Genomic DNA, 15,170 nt, shown 5'->3' with positions numbered 1-15,170 from the left:
AGCGAGAGGCCTATTCTTTTTATAGAATGGGTCTTTTTTTAGGGTCAATTAAAGAAGAGAATGCATTAATATTTCGATGGTAGTAAAGCGACCATGTAGTTGGCAGTTAAAGTGAGAATGCTAGGTAGAACGTATCGGGAAATATAATTGACAATACCCTTTATGATGGTAGAATTTCAAGTAACACAATGGAGTGTTACATTATGATTTCATTAGGAGCTACTAAAAATGGACAAACAAGGGCAAGAAATGTTTTTAGGTTTTATTTTACAAAGAGTTCAAGAGGGAAAAGAAGACGAAGCTAGAGAAATTCTGTTAGAAAACTTCAAGAAACAAGATGAAGGGAACTTTTCACAGGAAGATATTCAAGCCTTTGTCCCAAAGATGATGAGCCTATTAAAACCAGAGAAATTAGCTGAAATACAAGCAGTAGTGCAGAACTTTTCAGGTAATTTTGGTAACAAGTGAGGCCTATACATCGAATGATGACGTTTTCTGAGCTCTTTTTCATCGTATCGCAGTGAAAATGAGAGTGGGTCAACAAGAGATGCAGTATGGAATAAGGGAATAGAAATTTTTAGGTGCGACGTTAAAATGATAAAGCGGTAAGAGGGGGAGCCATTTAGTGGTTCTCCCTCTTTTCTGCTTTAGACACTTTTTGAAAAAATCTATTTTTTGGAATTTATAGTTGTTATTCATATGATTAAATTTGTCATTTAACAGCTCTTTTTCGAAGAAAAGAAGCATGATCCTTGTTTTCACGACATAAAAATATGCATTTTTTCGGTAGTAAATTAAAATTTCCACAACATAATTTTTATTTTATTCACTAAATAAAACAGAAAAATCAGAAATATCTTTCAAATTCGCGATAGAATCGATTCCTTCGACCTATAGAATTTAGAAATTTGTCTAAAATAAGGTTTTTCTTCATCAAAATTTTTCGATTTTTTCTCAATACCGCAAAATTCTATTTGATGCTATGATTTTCCTATCACAAACGAAAGGATGATGAAAGTGAAAAAGAAACTCGTAACTTTAGGATTGGCAGCAGGTTTAGTAGGGCAGGCAATTATTCCATTTAACGTTTTAGCAGCACCAAAAGAAGATGTGAAAGTGAACTACAACAAAGAAACCGGAAATGCTCAATTCTTCTCAGGTCATCTTAACAGCAAAGCGGCAAGCAACAAAGAAAGCCTTGTTTATCAATTCGTAGAAGAGAACAAAGCGAAATTAAACCTTGATTCTCAAATCGCAAAAAAATCGTTAAAAGTAATTGATGAGCAAAAGGATGACCTTGGATTCACGAACTTCAGACTTCAACAGTACTACCGTGGAATTCCAGTGTTCGGATCAACAGCAACTGCTCATGTAAATAAAGACGGGGTGTTAACGTCCTTCGTTGGAGAACTTGCACCGAATTTAGATAAAAAACCAGCTTTAAAAGCAAAAACGAAATTAGATAACGCTCAAGCAATTGAAAAGGCAAAAGCGGATCTAGTAAAAACTGAAGTTAGCTCCGCTCCTACATATGAAGTGGCGCCATCTGCTCAGCTATCAATCTATGTAAAAGACGATGAACCACGCCTTGCGTACGTAGTAAAATTAAATTACTTAGCGCCAAGCGCAGGTAACTGGATTTATGCAGTAGATGCGGTAACAGGTAACGTCATTGATAAATACAACAAAATCGACACGGCTACTGCGGTAACAGGTAGCGGAAAAGGTGTATTAGGCGATACAAAATCTCTTAAAGCGCTTTATTCTACGAACTACACGTTACAAGATACGACAAGAGGAAACGGAATTTATACGTATACTGGAAACTATCGCACAAGCTTGCCTGGATCAATCTTCGCAAGCACAAGCTCTGTGTTTGGTGACCCAGCAGCAGTAGATGCTCACTACTATGCAGGTGTAACGTATGATTACTATAAAAATACGTTTGGTCGCTATAGCTATGACAATAACAATGCTCAAATTAAATCAACGGTTCATTACAGCACAAACTATAACAATGCGTTCTGGAACGGCTACCAAATGGTATACGGAGATGGTGATGGCTACACATTCCGTCCATTATCAGGTGCACTTGATGTAGTAGCTCATGAGTTAACGCATGCCGTAACTGAATATACGGCAAACTTAACGTATCAAAATGAATCTGGTGCGATCAACGAATCACTTTCTGATATTTTTGGTACATTAGTAGAGTACTATGATAACCGCAATCCTGATTGGGAATTAGGTGAAGATGTGTACACACCAGGTACTGCTGGTGATTCTCTACGCTCTATGTCTAACCCAGCGAAGTATGGTGATCCTGATCACTATTCTAAACGCTATACGGGTACGCAGGATAATGGTGGGGTTCATACGAACAGCAGCATTATCAACAAAGCTGCTTACTTAATCAGCCAAGGTGGCACTCATTACGGGGTGACAGTAAGTGGTATCGGTACAGCAGCAACAGGAAAAATCTTCTACCGTACGTTAACAACGTATTTAACAGCTAACTCTAACTTCAGTCAGCTTCGTGCTGCGGCAACACAGGCAGCAACAGATCTTTACGGATCTACGAGCGCTCAAGTAACGGCTGTTAAAAAAGCTTTTGATGCTGTAGGCGTATATTAATTCATACGTAGTTCATAATGATCACATAAGATAGAAGCGTATCTTCACTTTGAAGGTACGCTTTTCTTATTTTTGGTTCGTCAATAGGATATGTATTGATGAAACGCTTCAGATGGATTATAGTAAAAAGTATTGTGAACCGTAAATCGGTTACAGCAATTGTGCCTAATCACATAGAGCGGGCAGGGAGGAAGAACAGTACATATGAGTTCAATTGTGTCATCACTTTTAAATTGGTTAATGGATTTAGGGTATCTTGGAATTGCCCTTGGGCTAATGGTTGAGATCATTCCGAGTGAAATTGTTCTCGCATACGGAGGGTACATGGTTTCGCAAGGAACAATTACAATTGTAGGAGCCGTCATTGCGGGAACCATTGGTGGTGTAATCGCGCAATGGTTTTTATATTGGATCGGCTATTGGGGTGGACGCCCGTTCCTAGAGAAGTACGGAAAATTTTTATTGATTCGAAAACATCATCTGGATATGGCTGAACGATGGTTTCAAAAATACGGAGCAGGTGTTGTCTTGACCGCTCGTTTTATTCCGGTCGTTCGCCATGCTATTTCAATTCCAGCAGGTATTGCTAGAATGTCGTTTGCACGTTTTACGATACTCACAACGGTAGCAATCGTTCCGTGGTCCATCTTATTTATTTATCTAGGCATTAAGCTTGGCAGCCACTGGCGTGATATTGGTGATGTGGCGAGCAAATATACACAGCCAATCGCAATTGTGGCAATTCTAGTCATCGTCGTTTACTTAATTATAGCAGTACGAAAAAAGAGAAAATTAAAATAGCGAAAAGGGCGTATTCAGCATGACTGAATACGCCCTTCTTTTACTTAATAGTAACGTCTTCTACATCCACCGCAGCAAAAGAACCAGCAAGGGTTAAAGCAACAGCGCGGTCGGCAACAACGTCTGTGGCGGCATCCACATCCACATCCGTGACCTCCGCGACCATAGTCCCCTCCGCCATGACGCCCCTCTTGTTGATAAGGGTCTTCATAATGATATCCCATTTTGATTATCCCTCCTTTACTCTATTTATCTTATGTCAAAACTAGTAAACTGATTGGGTGTTTGTCCAACTTTGTTTATTTATTAGAGAAATTAATAGAGGCGATGATGGCACGGGGATTTGTGATGACAGCCGCAATGTTGTTTAGGTTCGCAAACGATATAAACCTTGCATTTTTTTTCGCAGCATCCGTGATGATGCTTGTGATGGCAGTGGCTATGATGATGAGAATGCTCGTCATCAAAAAAAGCCTCTGTTGGGATACGTTTTGTTTCAACCGTATCTTTTCCATACACTTTAATTTCATAGTAATCGCCGCCTACGCTTTCAAAACGGTGTGGCTGTTGGTTGACAAAGAAATTCTCACAAGAATGACAGTGTTTCTCTTCGTGACATTTATTGCAAGAATGACACTTGCAGGTGCAGCAACACTCGTATTTCGGATGATGGTTCCACATATAATCTCCACCTTTCTCTCTAGCAGTATATGAAAATAATAGAGGAAAGGAATAGGGAAGAGCCCGATTGATAGAAAAATTGAAGGGGAGTTCTGTCATTCGACACTCTTTGTCTAGTAGAGATGAAATTCTTATCAAATTTTTTACATAGTTACAATAGAAGCTTTAACGAAACATGATACAATTTTGAACATACTAAGGTAGGAGTGAAAATTATGAATCAACCGATATGGCGCCGTTGGATTGAAATATGGCTTGTATCAACAAAGCTAGGCTTTACATCGTTTGGAGGTCCTATTGCCCATTTAGGCTATTTTCAGCACGAGTACGTCCAAAAGCGAAAATGGTTGGATCAGAAGAGCTATGCTGATTTAATTGCTCTTTGTCAGTTTCTGCCCGGTCCGGCAAGCAGTCAGGTTGGAATATCAATTGGAATGCTGAGGGGTGGAGTGATCGGCGGTGTTATCTCATGGTTTGGGTTTACGATGCCATCGGTTCTATTATTAATGATAGCGGCGATCTTCTTAACTGGACACAATATTCAACAGGAAGGAATCATAAGCGGGTTAAAAATTGTGGCGGTAGCCGTAGTCGCACAAGCAGTGTTAGGAATGGGAAAGACGCTTACACCTGATCGTCCTCGTTTGGCTATTGCCATTGGGTCATCCGTTGTACTATTAGTATGGACCTACACATTTGTTCAAATAGGAACGATTCTTCTTGCGGCATTGTTTGGTATCTTTATGTATCGACAGGAATCTGTTGAGGAAGAGGTGGAGCTTCCGTTTTCCAAGTCAAAGGCAGGAGCGATCATTTCTCTTAGCCTATTTTTTGTCCTATTGGCGGTCCTTCCGCTACTAAGCTGGAAATCTTCTTCTATTTGGTTTGAGATGATGGATACCTTTTACAGGGCAGGAGCCATTGTATTTGGTGGGGGACATGTTGTTCTACCGATTTTACAACAGGAAGTCGTCCCACACTTGTTAAGCAAAGAACATTTTCTTGCCGGTTACGGTGCCGCTCAGGCAGTTCCTGGACCACTGTTTACTTTTTCAAGCTATCTCGGAACGGTTGTAAAAGGATGGAGCGGGGGATTGCTGGCCACCTTTGCGATGTTTTTACCTTCTTTTCTCCTCGTCATGGGAGTTCTACCATTTTGGAATGAGCTTCGGAGGAATAAAAGGGTACGGGCAGCTCTATTAGGGGTAAATGCCTCTGTAGTCGGAATTTTGCTTGCTTCTCTTTACGATCCTGTTTTTGTAGGCGCGGTGTCAAATGCGCATGACTTTGCTCTTGCGTTGATTTGTTTCGGGCTGTTGGTTTACGGAAAAGTGCCTGCTTTTGTAGTCGTGATGCTTGGGGTCGCAGGCAGTTTTATACTAACCTATATGTGAATTTTGTAAAAAACTAGAAAATAATCTCTATTTTCTAGTTTTTTTGTTATTTTATGTTTAAATTTGGTAAATGTGGATAGATACATATTATTGGATAATGGGGGGCATTCCATAAAAAATTCGAAATCGCTTGTTTTGACAAGCAAAAACGTTTGAAATACATGATTCAAACGTGAATGATATACGGGTACGAACAAGTAAGGGAGATGAGTAGTATGCAAGAAATAAAAGCACAAATTACCAGCCGTATGGCCCATCATTTTCATCTAATTCGTCAAGCAACGCTTCGTCTAGTCGATCCGCTTCAGACAGAGGATTTTACCATACAAGCAAGTGAGGATGTTAGTCCGACCAAGTGGCATTTGGCTCATACAACTTGGTTTTTTGAAACGTTCGTTTTAACAAAATATATGAGTTATTATCGAGTATTTAAGTCAAACTATGATTATCTCTTTAACTCTTACTATGAATCTGTGGGTCCTTTTCACTCACGGCAAAACCGCGGACTTTTAACGCGTCCTACGGTAGAAGAAATTTATAGCTATCGAAGCTATGTTGATCACCATATGATGATTTTGTTAGGGAGCAATCATGAAGAGATTAAAGATATTGAAGCGCTCGTTGAAATCGGTCTTAACCATGAACAGCAGCATCAAGAGCTCATTCTCACCGACATTAAATTTAATTTTTACCAAAACCCACTTCTTCCTGTTTACAAAGAAACGATTGATCATACTCCGACCGCTCCTACTACGAATGAAATGATTACGTTTCGCGGCGGGCTCGTTGAGATTGGGACAAGTAATTCTACGCGCTTTTCGTTTGATAACGAGCGCCCAAGGCATAAGGTATGGTTAGATCCATACAGATTAGCTTCGTACCCTGTCACAAATAAAGAGTATATCGCGTTTATAGAAGACGGTGGATATGAAAATCCGAGCTACTGGTTATCAGATGGATGGGAAACGGTTAAACGGGAGGGCTGGACAGCACCGTTGTATTGGAGAAAGCAGTGGGGGAAATGGATGATTTATACACTATCTGGGGAGCAACTGTTAAAACTTGAAGAGCCTGTCTGTCATGTCAGCTTTTATGAGGCGGATGCGTTTGCTAGGTGGAAAGGAAAACGATTACCAACAGAAGCAGAATGGGAACATGCGGCTGAGAGTTTAAAAGTGGAGGGGAATTTCGCTGATAGTGGTTACTCTCATCCACGCTGTCATTCATCTAAAAATGAAAAGCTTAAAAAAATATATGGAGACGTATGGGAGTGGACGCAAACACCATACACGCCGTATCCTCGCTCTAAACCGCTAGACGGGGCTCTTGGAGAATATAACGCAAAGTTTATGTGTAATCAAATGGTTTTGCGCGGCGGCTCCTGTGCAACACCTCTTTCTCATATTCGACCTACATATCGAAACTTCTTTCAGCCTGAAAAACGCTGGCAGTTTAGTGGCTTGAGGTTAGCGGAAGACGCAGAATAACTAGGCTGAAGGGAACGGAGAATTCATCATAAAATAGAGATTCTGCTTTGATACGTACAGGCAGAGTCTCTTGTTTTGAAAAAATGAATAAATATTCTTTATTTTTGAAACAAAATGAGGAGATGACCCGTATATAAGGAGAGAAGCAAAAGTATTGGAGGGGGACAGGTGTTAAAAAAAGTAATGGCGAAAATTGGTTTTGGTACGGCAAAAGTAGATTTACATATGAATAAGCATGAATTCGTGCTTGGTGAAGAAGTACGGGGGCATGTGAAAATGATAGGAGGGAGCATGGAACAGCATATAAAAGACCTTCAGGTTGAATTTTGGATACAAGTTTATTTCAAAAATGGACAAGTGCAGCCACATCGGATTGCGACTATTCCACTGTCTGCATCCTTTCATATAAAGCCAGGGGAGAAAGAGGGATTTCAGTTTTCTTATCAGTTACCCAAAAACTTACCCATTTCGCGAGGAAACGTGTCTTTCTTCTTTAAAACCAACATGGAGATAGAAGGGCTAGTAGAACGATTGAACAAGCAAAGTATTCGCGTGTTACCTGCAGAGCCATTTACCTTGGTTATCAAAGGATTTCAGGCACTCGGATTCCAAGAGGTTAGCCATTCAGGATACTTTGATGGACACCACCAAAGATTTATCTTTACCCCCACAGATGATTTAAAAGGACGAGTGAAAGAAATCAAAGTAGAGGCAGCAATTCGAAGGCAAGGCGTGGAGCTAGAATTAGAACTAGATATCCCTTCCTTTAGAAGAGATCGTGAGTTATTTTGTGATATTATTCTTGCAGACCAGATGCTTAAAAATAAAGAAAAGCTTGCTAGTTATTTGCACGGCACGATGGAAGAAATGCTTTTAAATGAGCAGCGCTACCGATATAACCGTAAGCTACATGGACATTTAGAGGGGGCTATTGGAGGATTTGCCGGTGGAATGTTAGGTGGGAAGCTTGTGGATGAATGGTTTGTTGATAAAATGGAGACCACTTATGACGCAGAAGAACCGTACCTATTATCCCAGTCTGCAAAGAAGAGATAAAAGATAGAAAGGAGCGAATATGTGTACCCATCGATGTGAGGGTGCGCATATTTGCTCCTTTTGTTATATGTATTTATGGTTTTTGAATGTAATAAACAAAATTGTCCACCCACTGGTTGTTTTCATACGTAAAGGCTTTTCTAATGCATTCAAACTTCATTCCAGCGCTTTTCGCTAGATTAATAGAGGCCCGGTTGTCGAGGTTGATATGGGCTTCAATACGGTGGAAATGCAATTGCTGAAAAGCTAATTCTAACGTTCCATGCACACTTTCTTTTCCGTAGCCTTGTTCCCAGAATTGATTGTGAATCGTATAGCCAATTCGTGCCCACTGAAAATCATCTCGCATTAACGTAGACATATCCATGACGCCAATGTGAGTACCATCTCGCTTGTGAAATACGCCAAATACGTAGGCTTCATCATTTAATGCCATTTGCTGTTGCTTATGAATCATTTCCTCAAACCATTCTTTTGTACACGGTGACATATCGAGCTTTCCCTCGTCATATTTATGCTGAGCAGGCAAGCGATTCTCATACTGAGTGAGCCAATTCTCATAATCTGACGTCTCATATGGACGAATCAGTAGACGAGCCGTTTCTTGATGGAGCTTTTGCTTAATCATAGCGAATCCCTCCTCGTAATCGACACATTAGGCATAGCATAACAGTTGCTGAAAAACTTTCTTTTCTTTCATAATAGAAGAATAGAAACAGATATTCAATACAAAATCATTAAAGGAGGAGTAGAATATGAAGATTCTCGTTGCAGGTGCTAATGGAAAGACTGGAAAGTTAATCGTTGAGGAACTACAGAAACACACGGAATACAACCCAAAGGCTATGATTCGAAAAAGCGAACAGCGCTCTTATTTTGAAGCTAGAGAAGTGGAGACAGTTGTAGCTGATTTAGAAGAAAGTATTACACATGCATTTGAAGATGTTGATGCAGTTATTTTCGCCGCCGCAGCAGGTAGCGGCGGTCACGATGTGAATGCAATTGATCACCTAGGTGTGATAAAAGCGGTGGATGAGGCAAAAGCGAAGGGTATTGAGCGATTCATTTTAATTAGCTCTCGCTATGCGGATCGTCCGGCAGAAGGTCCTCCGTTCTTAAAACCTTACTTAGAGGCGAAGGAAAAATCAGACGCTTATTTAGAAAAGAGCGGATTGGATTACACGATCATTCGCCCAGGGGGTCTTTTAGACAGTGAGGGAACAGAACACATCCAAGCGGCCTTTCGCGTAAAAGGAGAGGTCGGAATGATTCCACGTGCTGATGTGGCAAAAGTAGCGGTGGCTTGCTTAAAAGAGCAGGGAACGATTGGAAAGGCATTTGAGCTTGTTTCGGGTGAAGATGGCATTTATGATGCATTAAAAAGTGTTTGAAAAATGGGAGGTATTCTTTGAAAGAGTACCTCCCATTTTTTTAGTCTTTTATGTTAAAATATTGCATGTGGAAAATATTAGTATAAGGTGGAGGGGGACATCATAGTCGTTCATTTAATAGAAGAAATCTTACACGCATACGACCTTTATCCCGTTAATCAGATTCGGGTTACACGCGATCAACCGAAGAAGAATAGTATTATTCAATGTCAGTGTGATGGAAAATGGTACGTAGTAAAAAGATATCAGGACGGCTGGACAACGAAAGACAAACTTCAAAAATCAGGGGAATTCAACCGATATTTAGCGGATGCAGGAATGCCTGTTGCTAAAATGTTAGATCGAGAAGGATGTTACAGTTACCTTTTATCCCTTAATGGAGAAAGTCAGTTATTTAGTGTAGAAGAATACATAGACGGAAAAGAAATAGGTGAGGTAACAGAAGCAGTTGTTCAGCAGCTAGGGATGTTATTAGCGGAGCAACATGTCATTAGCGAACAAAGCGGTTATTCTTTTGGCTACAGCAGTGAATGGACGTTAATGGAAGGTGCACGTGTTGCATATGAAGGAGTTTCTGAAAACTACGAATGTTTTTTAGAGCTAGTAGAAAACGCAAAAGCATATGGGTATGAGGGGTCTCTTTTATATCAGATAACGGATGTCTATCATGAAAAAAGAAGGATGCTTGAAAAGATGTGGAACGAACTTCCAAGAGGACCTATACAAGGGGATTGGTGTCCATATAATATGGTCGTGGATTCAACAGAGAAAATCGTGGGGATTTTTGACTTTAACATTGCGGGAGATGAAGCTTTTGTGAATGAGCTTGCATCGCTGCATGCCTATTACGGAGAACGAGGCAGTGACTTGGTTCAGGGGTACGAAACGATTCGACCACTAAACAACATTGAAAAGGAGACATACCCCGTTTTGTTGAGCGTGATTTTACCTTTTCGCTTTGATCGCACAAATTCGATTATTGCGCTCATGAAGGCGAAAGAAGACAAAGCGGTTATGGAGAAATTAGATGAAACGTTGACGTTGCTTAATCAAAAAAGCACTACTTAATTCGTAGCGCTTTTTTTGGTAAGCTTCATCATCGTAAAACCTGTGACGACAGCGGTTATATATCCAATGACTGTGACAATAAGAATAAATGCGTGACTCATTTGGACGTAAAGTACTACTAATACAGCAAGCATTGACAGTATACATATCCCTAGCTTTAGAAGGGGACGTTCGAGTGAAAGCCTACTCCCCGGATGCTTCATCCGTTTTAGAAGTTTTGATAATGATACATACAGTCCAACGATAAAAAGTGCAAAAAATGGAAATAAAAGAGATTGATAGTTATCATTAAAGAAGTAAAGTTGAGCAGTACCGACTAGATGAAGCAAAAAAAGCAAGCCTACTAAGTATACCGTGCCTCCTAGTAGATAAAAGAAGTTTCTCATTATGATTACCTCCCTTCTATTATACATAAATCTCTGGTTTGGTTAGTGCGATCAGCTGAGCGATTCCCGTTCGTAGTTCTCGTTCATTCATATATGAATAGCTAAGTCGAATCCAAGAGTGAAATTCACCATCAACATCAAAAATACGTCCAGGTGCAAACGAAATGGAGCGCTCATGGGCTTTTTGGAGTAACGTTTTCATTGATACGTATGTTGGAAGCTGTACCCACAAATTTAATCCTCCGTCTGGTTGTTCCCAGTACCAATCTGATTGGGTCATTTCTTTCTCCATTGCTTCTTTTCTCATCCATAAAGCCGTTCGTAATTTTGCAATGTGTAGCTGTAGGCGCTGTGATAAAAAATAATGTAAAAATATTTTCTGATTTAATAAAGGAGTCCCATTATCAGCAAGTGATTTAGCTGTTAATAGGCTCTTCATTAGAGGCATGCGACAGGCAATGACCGCAATTCTTAAACCAGGAGACACGTATTTGCTAAAGCTTCGAATATACACCACGTGTCCATCCGTATCATAGGTGAAAATAGGGGAGGGCGGTGCATCATAAAAATAAATATCCCGAAATGGATCATCTTCCACAATGACACAGTGATATTGCTCAGCGAGAGCGACCAATTTTTTCCGCTGTGAAGGTGGTACGGTGTAACCAGTAGGATTATGAAAGGTTGGATTTGTATAAAAAAAACGTGGTTTATAGACCTTCATACAGTGCTCGACTTCGTCTAGGTCGTAACCATAAGGATGAATGGTGATACTTTTTATATGAGCACCGTGCTGGCGAAACGTATCCATCGCGGAGCTGTAGGTAGGTCGTTCAACTAGAACAACATCACGAGGACGAATGAAAATCTTAGCGAGTAAATCAATGGCCTGCTGTGAGCCAGATGTGACCAGAAGCTCTTCGCTATTTACTTGAAACCGATGAGTGGTTCCAAAATAATTTGCTAGTGCCGTGCGTAGTTCCTCATCTCCCTGTACAGATGCATAGGTGCCGAGTACCTTAGGATAAAGATCGAATACCCGTTTAACATAGTCTGAAAAATAAGCATTAGGTAGAAGATTTGGATCAATTAGCGAAACAGAAAACTGATATGCTGCCGGAACTTGATGAATTTCGGATAAATGATTGCGCTGTGTGTAGGCAGCAACGATTGGATGATGAGAGATAGCAAGTTCGCCTTTGACATAATATCCGGATTTCTCTTTTACATATACTTTTTGATGCTCTTTTAAAAGTTGGTAAGCCTTAAAGACGGTAAGTCGGTGAACGCCCAATTCATCCGCTAACTTACGAATAGAAGGAAGCTTCTCGTTCTCTTTCCATTCACCTGCCTCTATTTTGCGACATAGATCATCATAAATTTGTTGAAACAATGCATTTGTTTTGTGTAGCATGAACGATTCCCTCCTTATCATCATTGTACCACTGAGTTTGATGATCTGTTCTATAAAAAATCATCTGTTCTGTCTCTTGTGCTATATGATAAATAGCAAGGAGGGAACGAAAATGGTGATCGTTAATTATCTGTTTATGTGCTTGATATTTGGAACAACCTTTTTAGCCATAAAAATCGGAGTAGATGCGGGACTACCCCCATTTTTTTCAGCTAGTGTTCGATTCTTTGTAGCAGGATTTGTTTTATTTATTGTGATGACGGTGAGAAAGAAAGCTTCTTTTCGCGTGTTATGGTCGAAAGAGTCTGTCATTACCGGGGGATTGTTGACCTTCGGAACGTTTTCAACCCTCTATTGGGCAGAACAGTACGTGAGCTCTGGAATCGGCGCTGTTTTATCCGCAACTGGGCCACTTATGATCTTATGTCTTCAATCTGTTTTGTTGAAGCAAAAGTTATCCAAACAGTCGCTCATTGGTTGTCTTATCAGTTTTTGTGGGGTTGGATTACTGCTCCTTCCAAATATGACAGCTACCTTTAGCGTCATATGGATGACAGCTTGTTTGCTCATCTTTATTGGAGAAATAGGGTATGCGGGCGGTGCAATTTATTCAAAAAACGTGACGAAACGCTTTCCGACAACATCGCCTATTTTGTTAAATGCTTGTCAAATGATGTACGGGGGACTTTTTTTATTTCTTCTTTCTCTGTGTACGGAAACGGTTCATATAGAAAACATAAGTGAGCCAAAAGCCGTCGGTTCACTGTTGTATTTAACTATTTTTGGGTCAATGATTGCTCATACGCTGTTTTACTGGCTCGTATCGAAAACGGATCCTATTTTCCCTTCTACCTGGCTGTACGTTTCACCGCTTATTGCTTTAGCGGTCGGCAAATTCGTCTATAATGAATTTGTTTCATGGATCATGGTTGTCGGCGGGGTGACCATCATCATAGGATTGTTAGTAATTAACTTTCAAGCGCTTCGAAAAATGACAAGAAGGCAGGAGCAAAAAACAGAGCTACTAAATCAATAAATCAAACAGACACGATCAAACGGTCGTGTCTGTTTGTAAATCATCTTATGGGATCTGTTGAATTGCATCGAAAATATCTGCATACATGACTTGAATATGAGCGTCTGTTTTTTTATTTTCAGGAAACGTATATTCCCAAGTCTCCTCTCGGTATTCTTCTTTGGAATTCCTGCATCAATTTCTCTTTGGAAAGCCCTCCCTCGATGAGATGAAGAACGCAATTTCCCACGTTCTGAAGATCGATCTGTATTCCTACTATCGTACGAAAGCGATCGTTTCTTATATGGAACAGAAGTTTGATGAAGCAGACGAGTATATGAGGAAGGCAGATAAACTGCTTCAGCGCCACGCTCGATCTGGTTTAGGGTTTTGGGTAGCTGAACAGCATTTGTTTGGATTACTTCAAGAAAAAATGAGCAATAAGGACGTCCTTTTTCACACGAACCACATCTTGTGAGACAGTAGCTCGTCTTTTTTGATAGACTGTCTTTTATAAGTGATTAATTCAAGGATGTGAAGAAACGTGACGCCATTTACAGAACAAGTGATTAACATCATCAAAAAAATCCCTAAAGGAACCGTCATGACCTACGGGCAAATTGCAGCACTTGCAGGCAGTCCACGCGGAGCAAGGCAGGTCGTGCGTATTTTACATTCCATGAGTGAAAAATACCGTCTTCCGTGGCACCGCGTCGTAAACGCAAAGGGTGAGATTGCGCTCGGTGATGAAGAAGGGCGATATACGCAAAAGGCACTTTTACAGGAAGAAGGCGTTTTGTTTGTGGCCGGCGATCGAATAAATCTATCTGTATATCGGCACGAGCCTGTTTTAGAAGAGGAGCGATAGAAATGAAGGTTTCAACATACACACTAGAAGCTTTTACGAAAGATGGAGCGGGTGGAAATGCGGCAGGCGTTGTATTGGACACGCAGCATGTAACTGAGGAAAATATGCAGGCTATTGCGAGAGATCTGAACGTTTCTGAAACGGCTTTTTTATTTTCATCCACAGTTGCAGATTATCAGATTCGTTATTTTACTCCTGCTGAAGAGGTGGATGTATGTGGACATGCGACCGTCGCGTTGTTTTCATTGCTGAAGCAGCGAAATGAGATTAAAGAAGGTTCATATATAATTGAAACAAGAGCGGGTCTTCTGCAAGTTAAAATAGATCGGAACAATCGTGTGTTTTTGCAACAAAACCTACCACAATTTTTAGAGATCATTCCGCCTGAGAGCATTGAGCGCTCCCTCAACATCTCGAGTGACATGCTAGTGGAGGATTTACCAATTCAAATTGTGTCAACGGGGCTACGTGATATCATCATTCCGATAAAAACGCGTTTGGATTTATTACGCATACAGCCGAATATGAACGAAATCGCTAAAATATCGAAAAAATATGGTGTAATTGGCTATCATGTATTTACGCTTGATACGTTGCACAACAGCTCGGCACACTGCCGGAATTTTGCTCCTGTGGTGGATATCCCCGAAGAGAGCGCAACAGGTACATCCAATGCGGCTCTTGCTTGTTATTTAGTGAAGCATGGCTACGGAAAAGCGGGTCAGGCCCACCATACGTTTTATTTTGAACAGGGATATTCACTAGGAAAACCTTCTGAAATAATGGTGCAGCTGTTTACAAAGGATTGTCGTATCTCCAATGTTTACGTAGGTGGTTACAGCTCTATGGTGACGAAACAGAAAGAGTTTAGTTTATAAAGAGAGAAAGCAGGAATGCTTTTTCTCTTTTTGTATGCGGTGAAATTCCCCTTCAAAAATCTGCTCATTCATGGTATTATAAAATTCGTTTTAAACG

Annotated in this window: 17 protein-coding genes; 12 read left to right on the top strand and 5 right to left on the bottom strand. The window is 40.4% G+C overall.

The window, feature by feature from the left end:
• Nucleotides 1-228 precede the first annotated feature (228 nt).
• From IE339_RS12440 to IE339_RS12430, 3 genes are all read left to right on the top strand, one after another.
• Nucleotides 229-468, top strand: a complete 240-nt coding sequence (locus tag IE339_RS12440) for a hypothetical protein (RefSeq protein WP_242167919.1) — start codon at nt 229-231, stop codon at nt 466-468.
• Nucleotides 469-1,011: 543 nt separating this feature from the next.
• Nucleotides 1,012-2,634 (top strand): M4 family metallopeptidase, encoded by a 1,623-nt coding sequence (locus IE339_RS12435; RefSeq protein ID WP_285846692.1) that lies wholly within the window; start codon nt 1,012-1,014, stop codon nt 2,632-2,634.
• Between the two features lie 204 nt (nt 2,635-2,838).
• Complete coding sequence (locus tag IE339_RS12430; RefSeq protein ID WP_242167915.1) at nt 2,839-3,435, top strand: undecaprenyl phosphate transporter UptA; 597 nt, start codon at nt 2,839-2,841, stop codon at nt 3,433-3,435.
• A gap of 40 nt (nt 3,436-3,475) precedes the next feature.
• Here the strand turns inward: IE339_RS12430 and IE339_RS12425 are convergent, their stop codons facing one another.
• Both IE339_RS12425 and IE339_RS12420 read right to left on the bottom strand, forming a co-directional pair.
• The gene (locus IE339_RS12425) at nt 3,476-3,616 is read right to left on the bottom strand and encodes a hypothetical protein (protein ID WP_242167913.1); all 141 of its coding nucleotides are present in this window, start codon (nt 3,614-3,616) and stop codon (nt 3,476-3,478) included.
• A gap of 118 nt (nt 3,617-3,734) precedes the next feature.
• Entirely contained in the window at nt 3,735-3,902 is a 168-nt protein-coding gene (locus tag IE339_RS12420) for a hypothetical protein (protein WP_242167911.1), read from the bottom strand.
• 429 nt (nt 3,903-4,331) lie between these two features.
• Between IE339_RS12420 and chrA the strand changes: the two genes are divergently transcribed.
• From chrA to IE339_RS12405, 3 genes are all read left to right on the top strand, one after another.
• Nucleotides 4,332-5,510, top strand: a complete 1,179-nt coding sequence (chrA, locus tag IE339_RS12415; RefSeq protein WP_242167909.1) for a chromate efflux transporter — start codon at nt 4,332-4,334, stop codon at nt 5,508-5,510.
• Between the two features lie 215 nt (nt 5,511-5,725).
• Complete coding sequence (gene egtB / locus IE339_RS12410; protein ID WP_242167906.1) at nt 5,726-6,997, top strand: ergothioneine biosynthesis protein EgtB; 1,272 nt, start codon at nt 5,726-5,728, stop codon at nt 6,995-6,997.
• Nucleotides 6,998-7,165: 168 nt separating this feature from the next.
• Complete coding sequence (locus IE339_RS12405; protein ID WP_242167905.1) at nt 7,166-8,053, top strand: sporulation protein; 888 nt, start codon at nt 7,166-7,168, stop codon at nt 8,051-8,053.
• A gap of 73 nt (nt 8,054-8,126) precedes the next feature.
• On the opposite strand, the gene IE339_RS12400 is transcribed toward IE339_RS12405, so the two are convergent.
• A complete protein-coding gene (locus IE339_RS12400) occupies nt 8,127-8,681 on the bottom strand; it encodes a GNAT family N-acetyltransferase (protein WP_242167903.1) in 555 nt (184 codons plus the stop codon).
• Nucleotides 8,682-8,808: 127 nt separating this feature from the next.
• On the opposite strand from IE339_RS12400, the gene IE339_RS12395 reads away from it, so the two are divergent.
• Both IE339_RS12395 and IE339_RS12390 read left to right on the top strand, forming a co-directional pair.
• A complete protein-coding gene (locus tag IE339_RS12395) occupies nt 8,809-9,444 on the top strand; it encodes an SDR family oxidoreductase (protein WP_242167901.1) in 636 nt (211 codons plus the stop codon).
• A gap of 87 nt (nt 9,445-9,531) precedes the next feature.
• Nucleotides 9,532-10,512: a phosphotransferase gene (locus IE339_RS12390; RefSeq protein ID WP_242167899.1), complete on the top strand. Its 981-nt coding sequence runs from the start codon at nt 9,532-9,534 to the stop codon at nt 10,510-10,512.
• On the opposite strand, the gene IE339_RS12385 is transcribed toward IE339_RS12390, so the two are convergent.
• On the bottom strand, nt 10,509-10,898 hold the full coding sequence (locus IE339_RS12385; protein WP_242167897.1) for a hypothetical protein: 390 nt from the start codon (nt 10,896-10,898) through the stop codon (nt 10,509-10,511). The two genes, IE339_RS12390 and IE339_RS12385, sit on opposite strands and share 4 nt — an antisense overlap.
• Nucleotides 10,899-10,917: 19 nt before the next feature.
• Complete coding sequence (locus IE339_RS12380; RefSeq protein ID WP_242167894.1) at nt 10,918-12,312, bottom strand: aminotransferase-like domain-containing protein; 1,395 nt, start codon at nt 12,310-12,312, stop codon at nt 10,918-10,920.
• A gap of 112 nt (nt 12,313-12,424) precedes the next feature.
• On the opposite strand from IE339_RS12380, the gene IE339_RS12375 reads away from it, so the two are divergent.
• From IE339_RS12375 to IE339_RS12360, 4 genes are all read left to right on the top strand, one after another.
• On the top strand, nt 12,425-13,348 hold the full coding sequence (locus IE339_RS12375; protein WP_242167893.1) for a DMT family transporter: 924 nt from the start codon (nt 12,425-12,427) through the stop codon (nt 13,346-13,348).
• Between the two features lie 208 nt (nt 13,349-13,556).
• Nucleotides 13,557-13,805, top strand: coding sequence for a hypothetical protein (locus tag IE339_RS12370; RefSeq protein ID WP_242167891.1), 249 nt, complete (start codon nt 13,557-13,559; stop codon nt 13,803-13,805).
• A 66-nt stretch (nt 13,806-13,871) separates the two neighbouring features.
• Entirely contained in the window at nt 13,872-14,195 is a 324-nt protein-coding gene (locus tag IE339_RS12365; protein WP_242167889.1) for an MGMT family protein, read from the top strand.
• 2 nt (nt 14,196-14,197) lie between these two features.
• On the top strand, nt 14,198-15,073 hold the full coding sequence (locus IE339_RS12360; RefSeq protein WP_242167887.1) for a PhzF family phenazine biosynthesis protein: 876 nt from the start codon (nt 14,198-14,200) through the stop codon (nt 15,071-15,073).
• The last annotated feature ends 97 nt before the right edge of the window (nt 15,074-15,170 follow it).

Origin of the sequence: Priestia koreensis, assembly GCF_022646885.1 — a bacterium.
In the GTDB taxonomy this organism is placed as follows: Bacteria; Bacillota; Bacilli; order Bacillales; family Bacillaceae_H; genus Bacillus_AG; species Bacillus_AG koreensis_A.
Note: the sequence above shows the minus strand (reverse complement) of the source record. Positions and strands in the feature narration are given on the sequence as shown.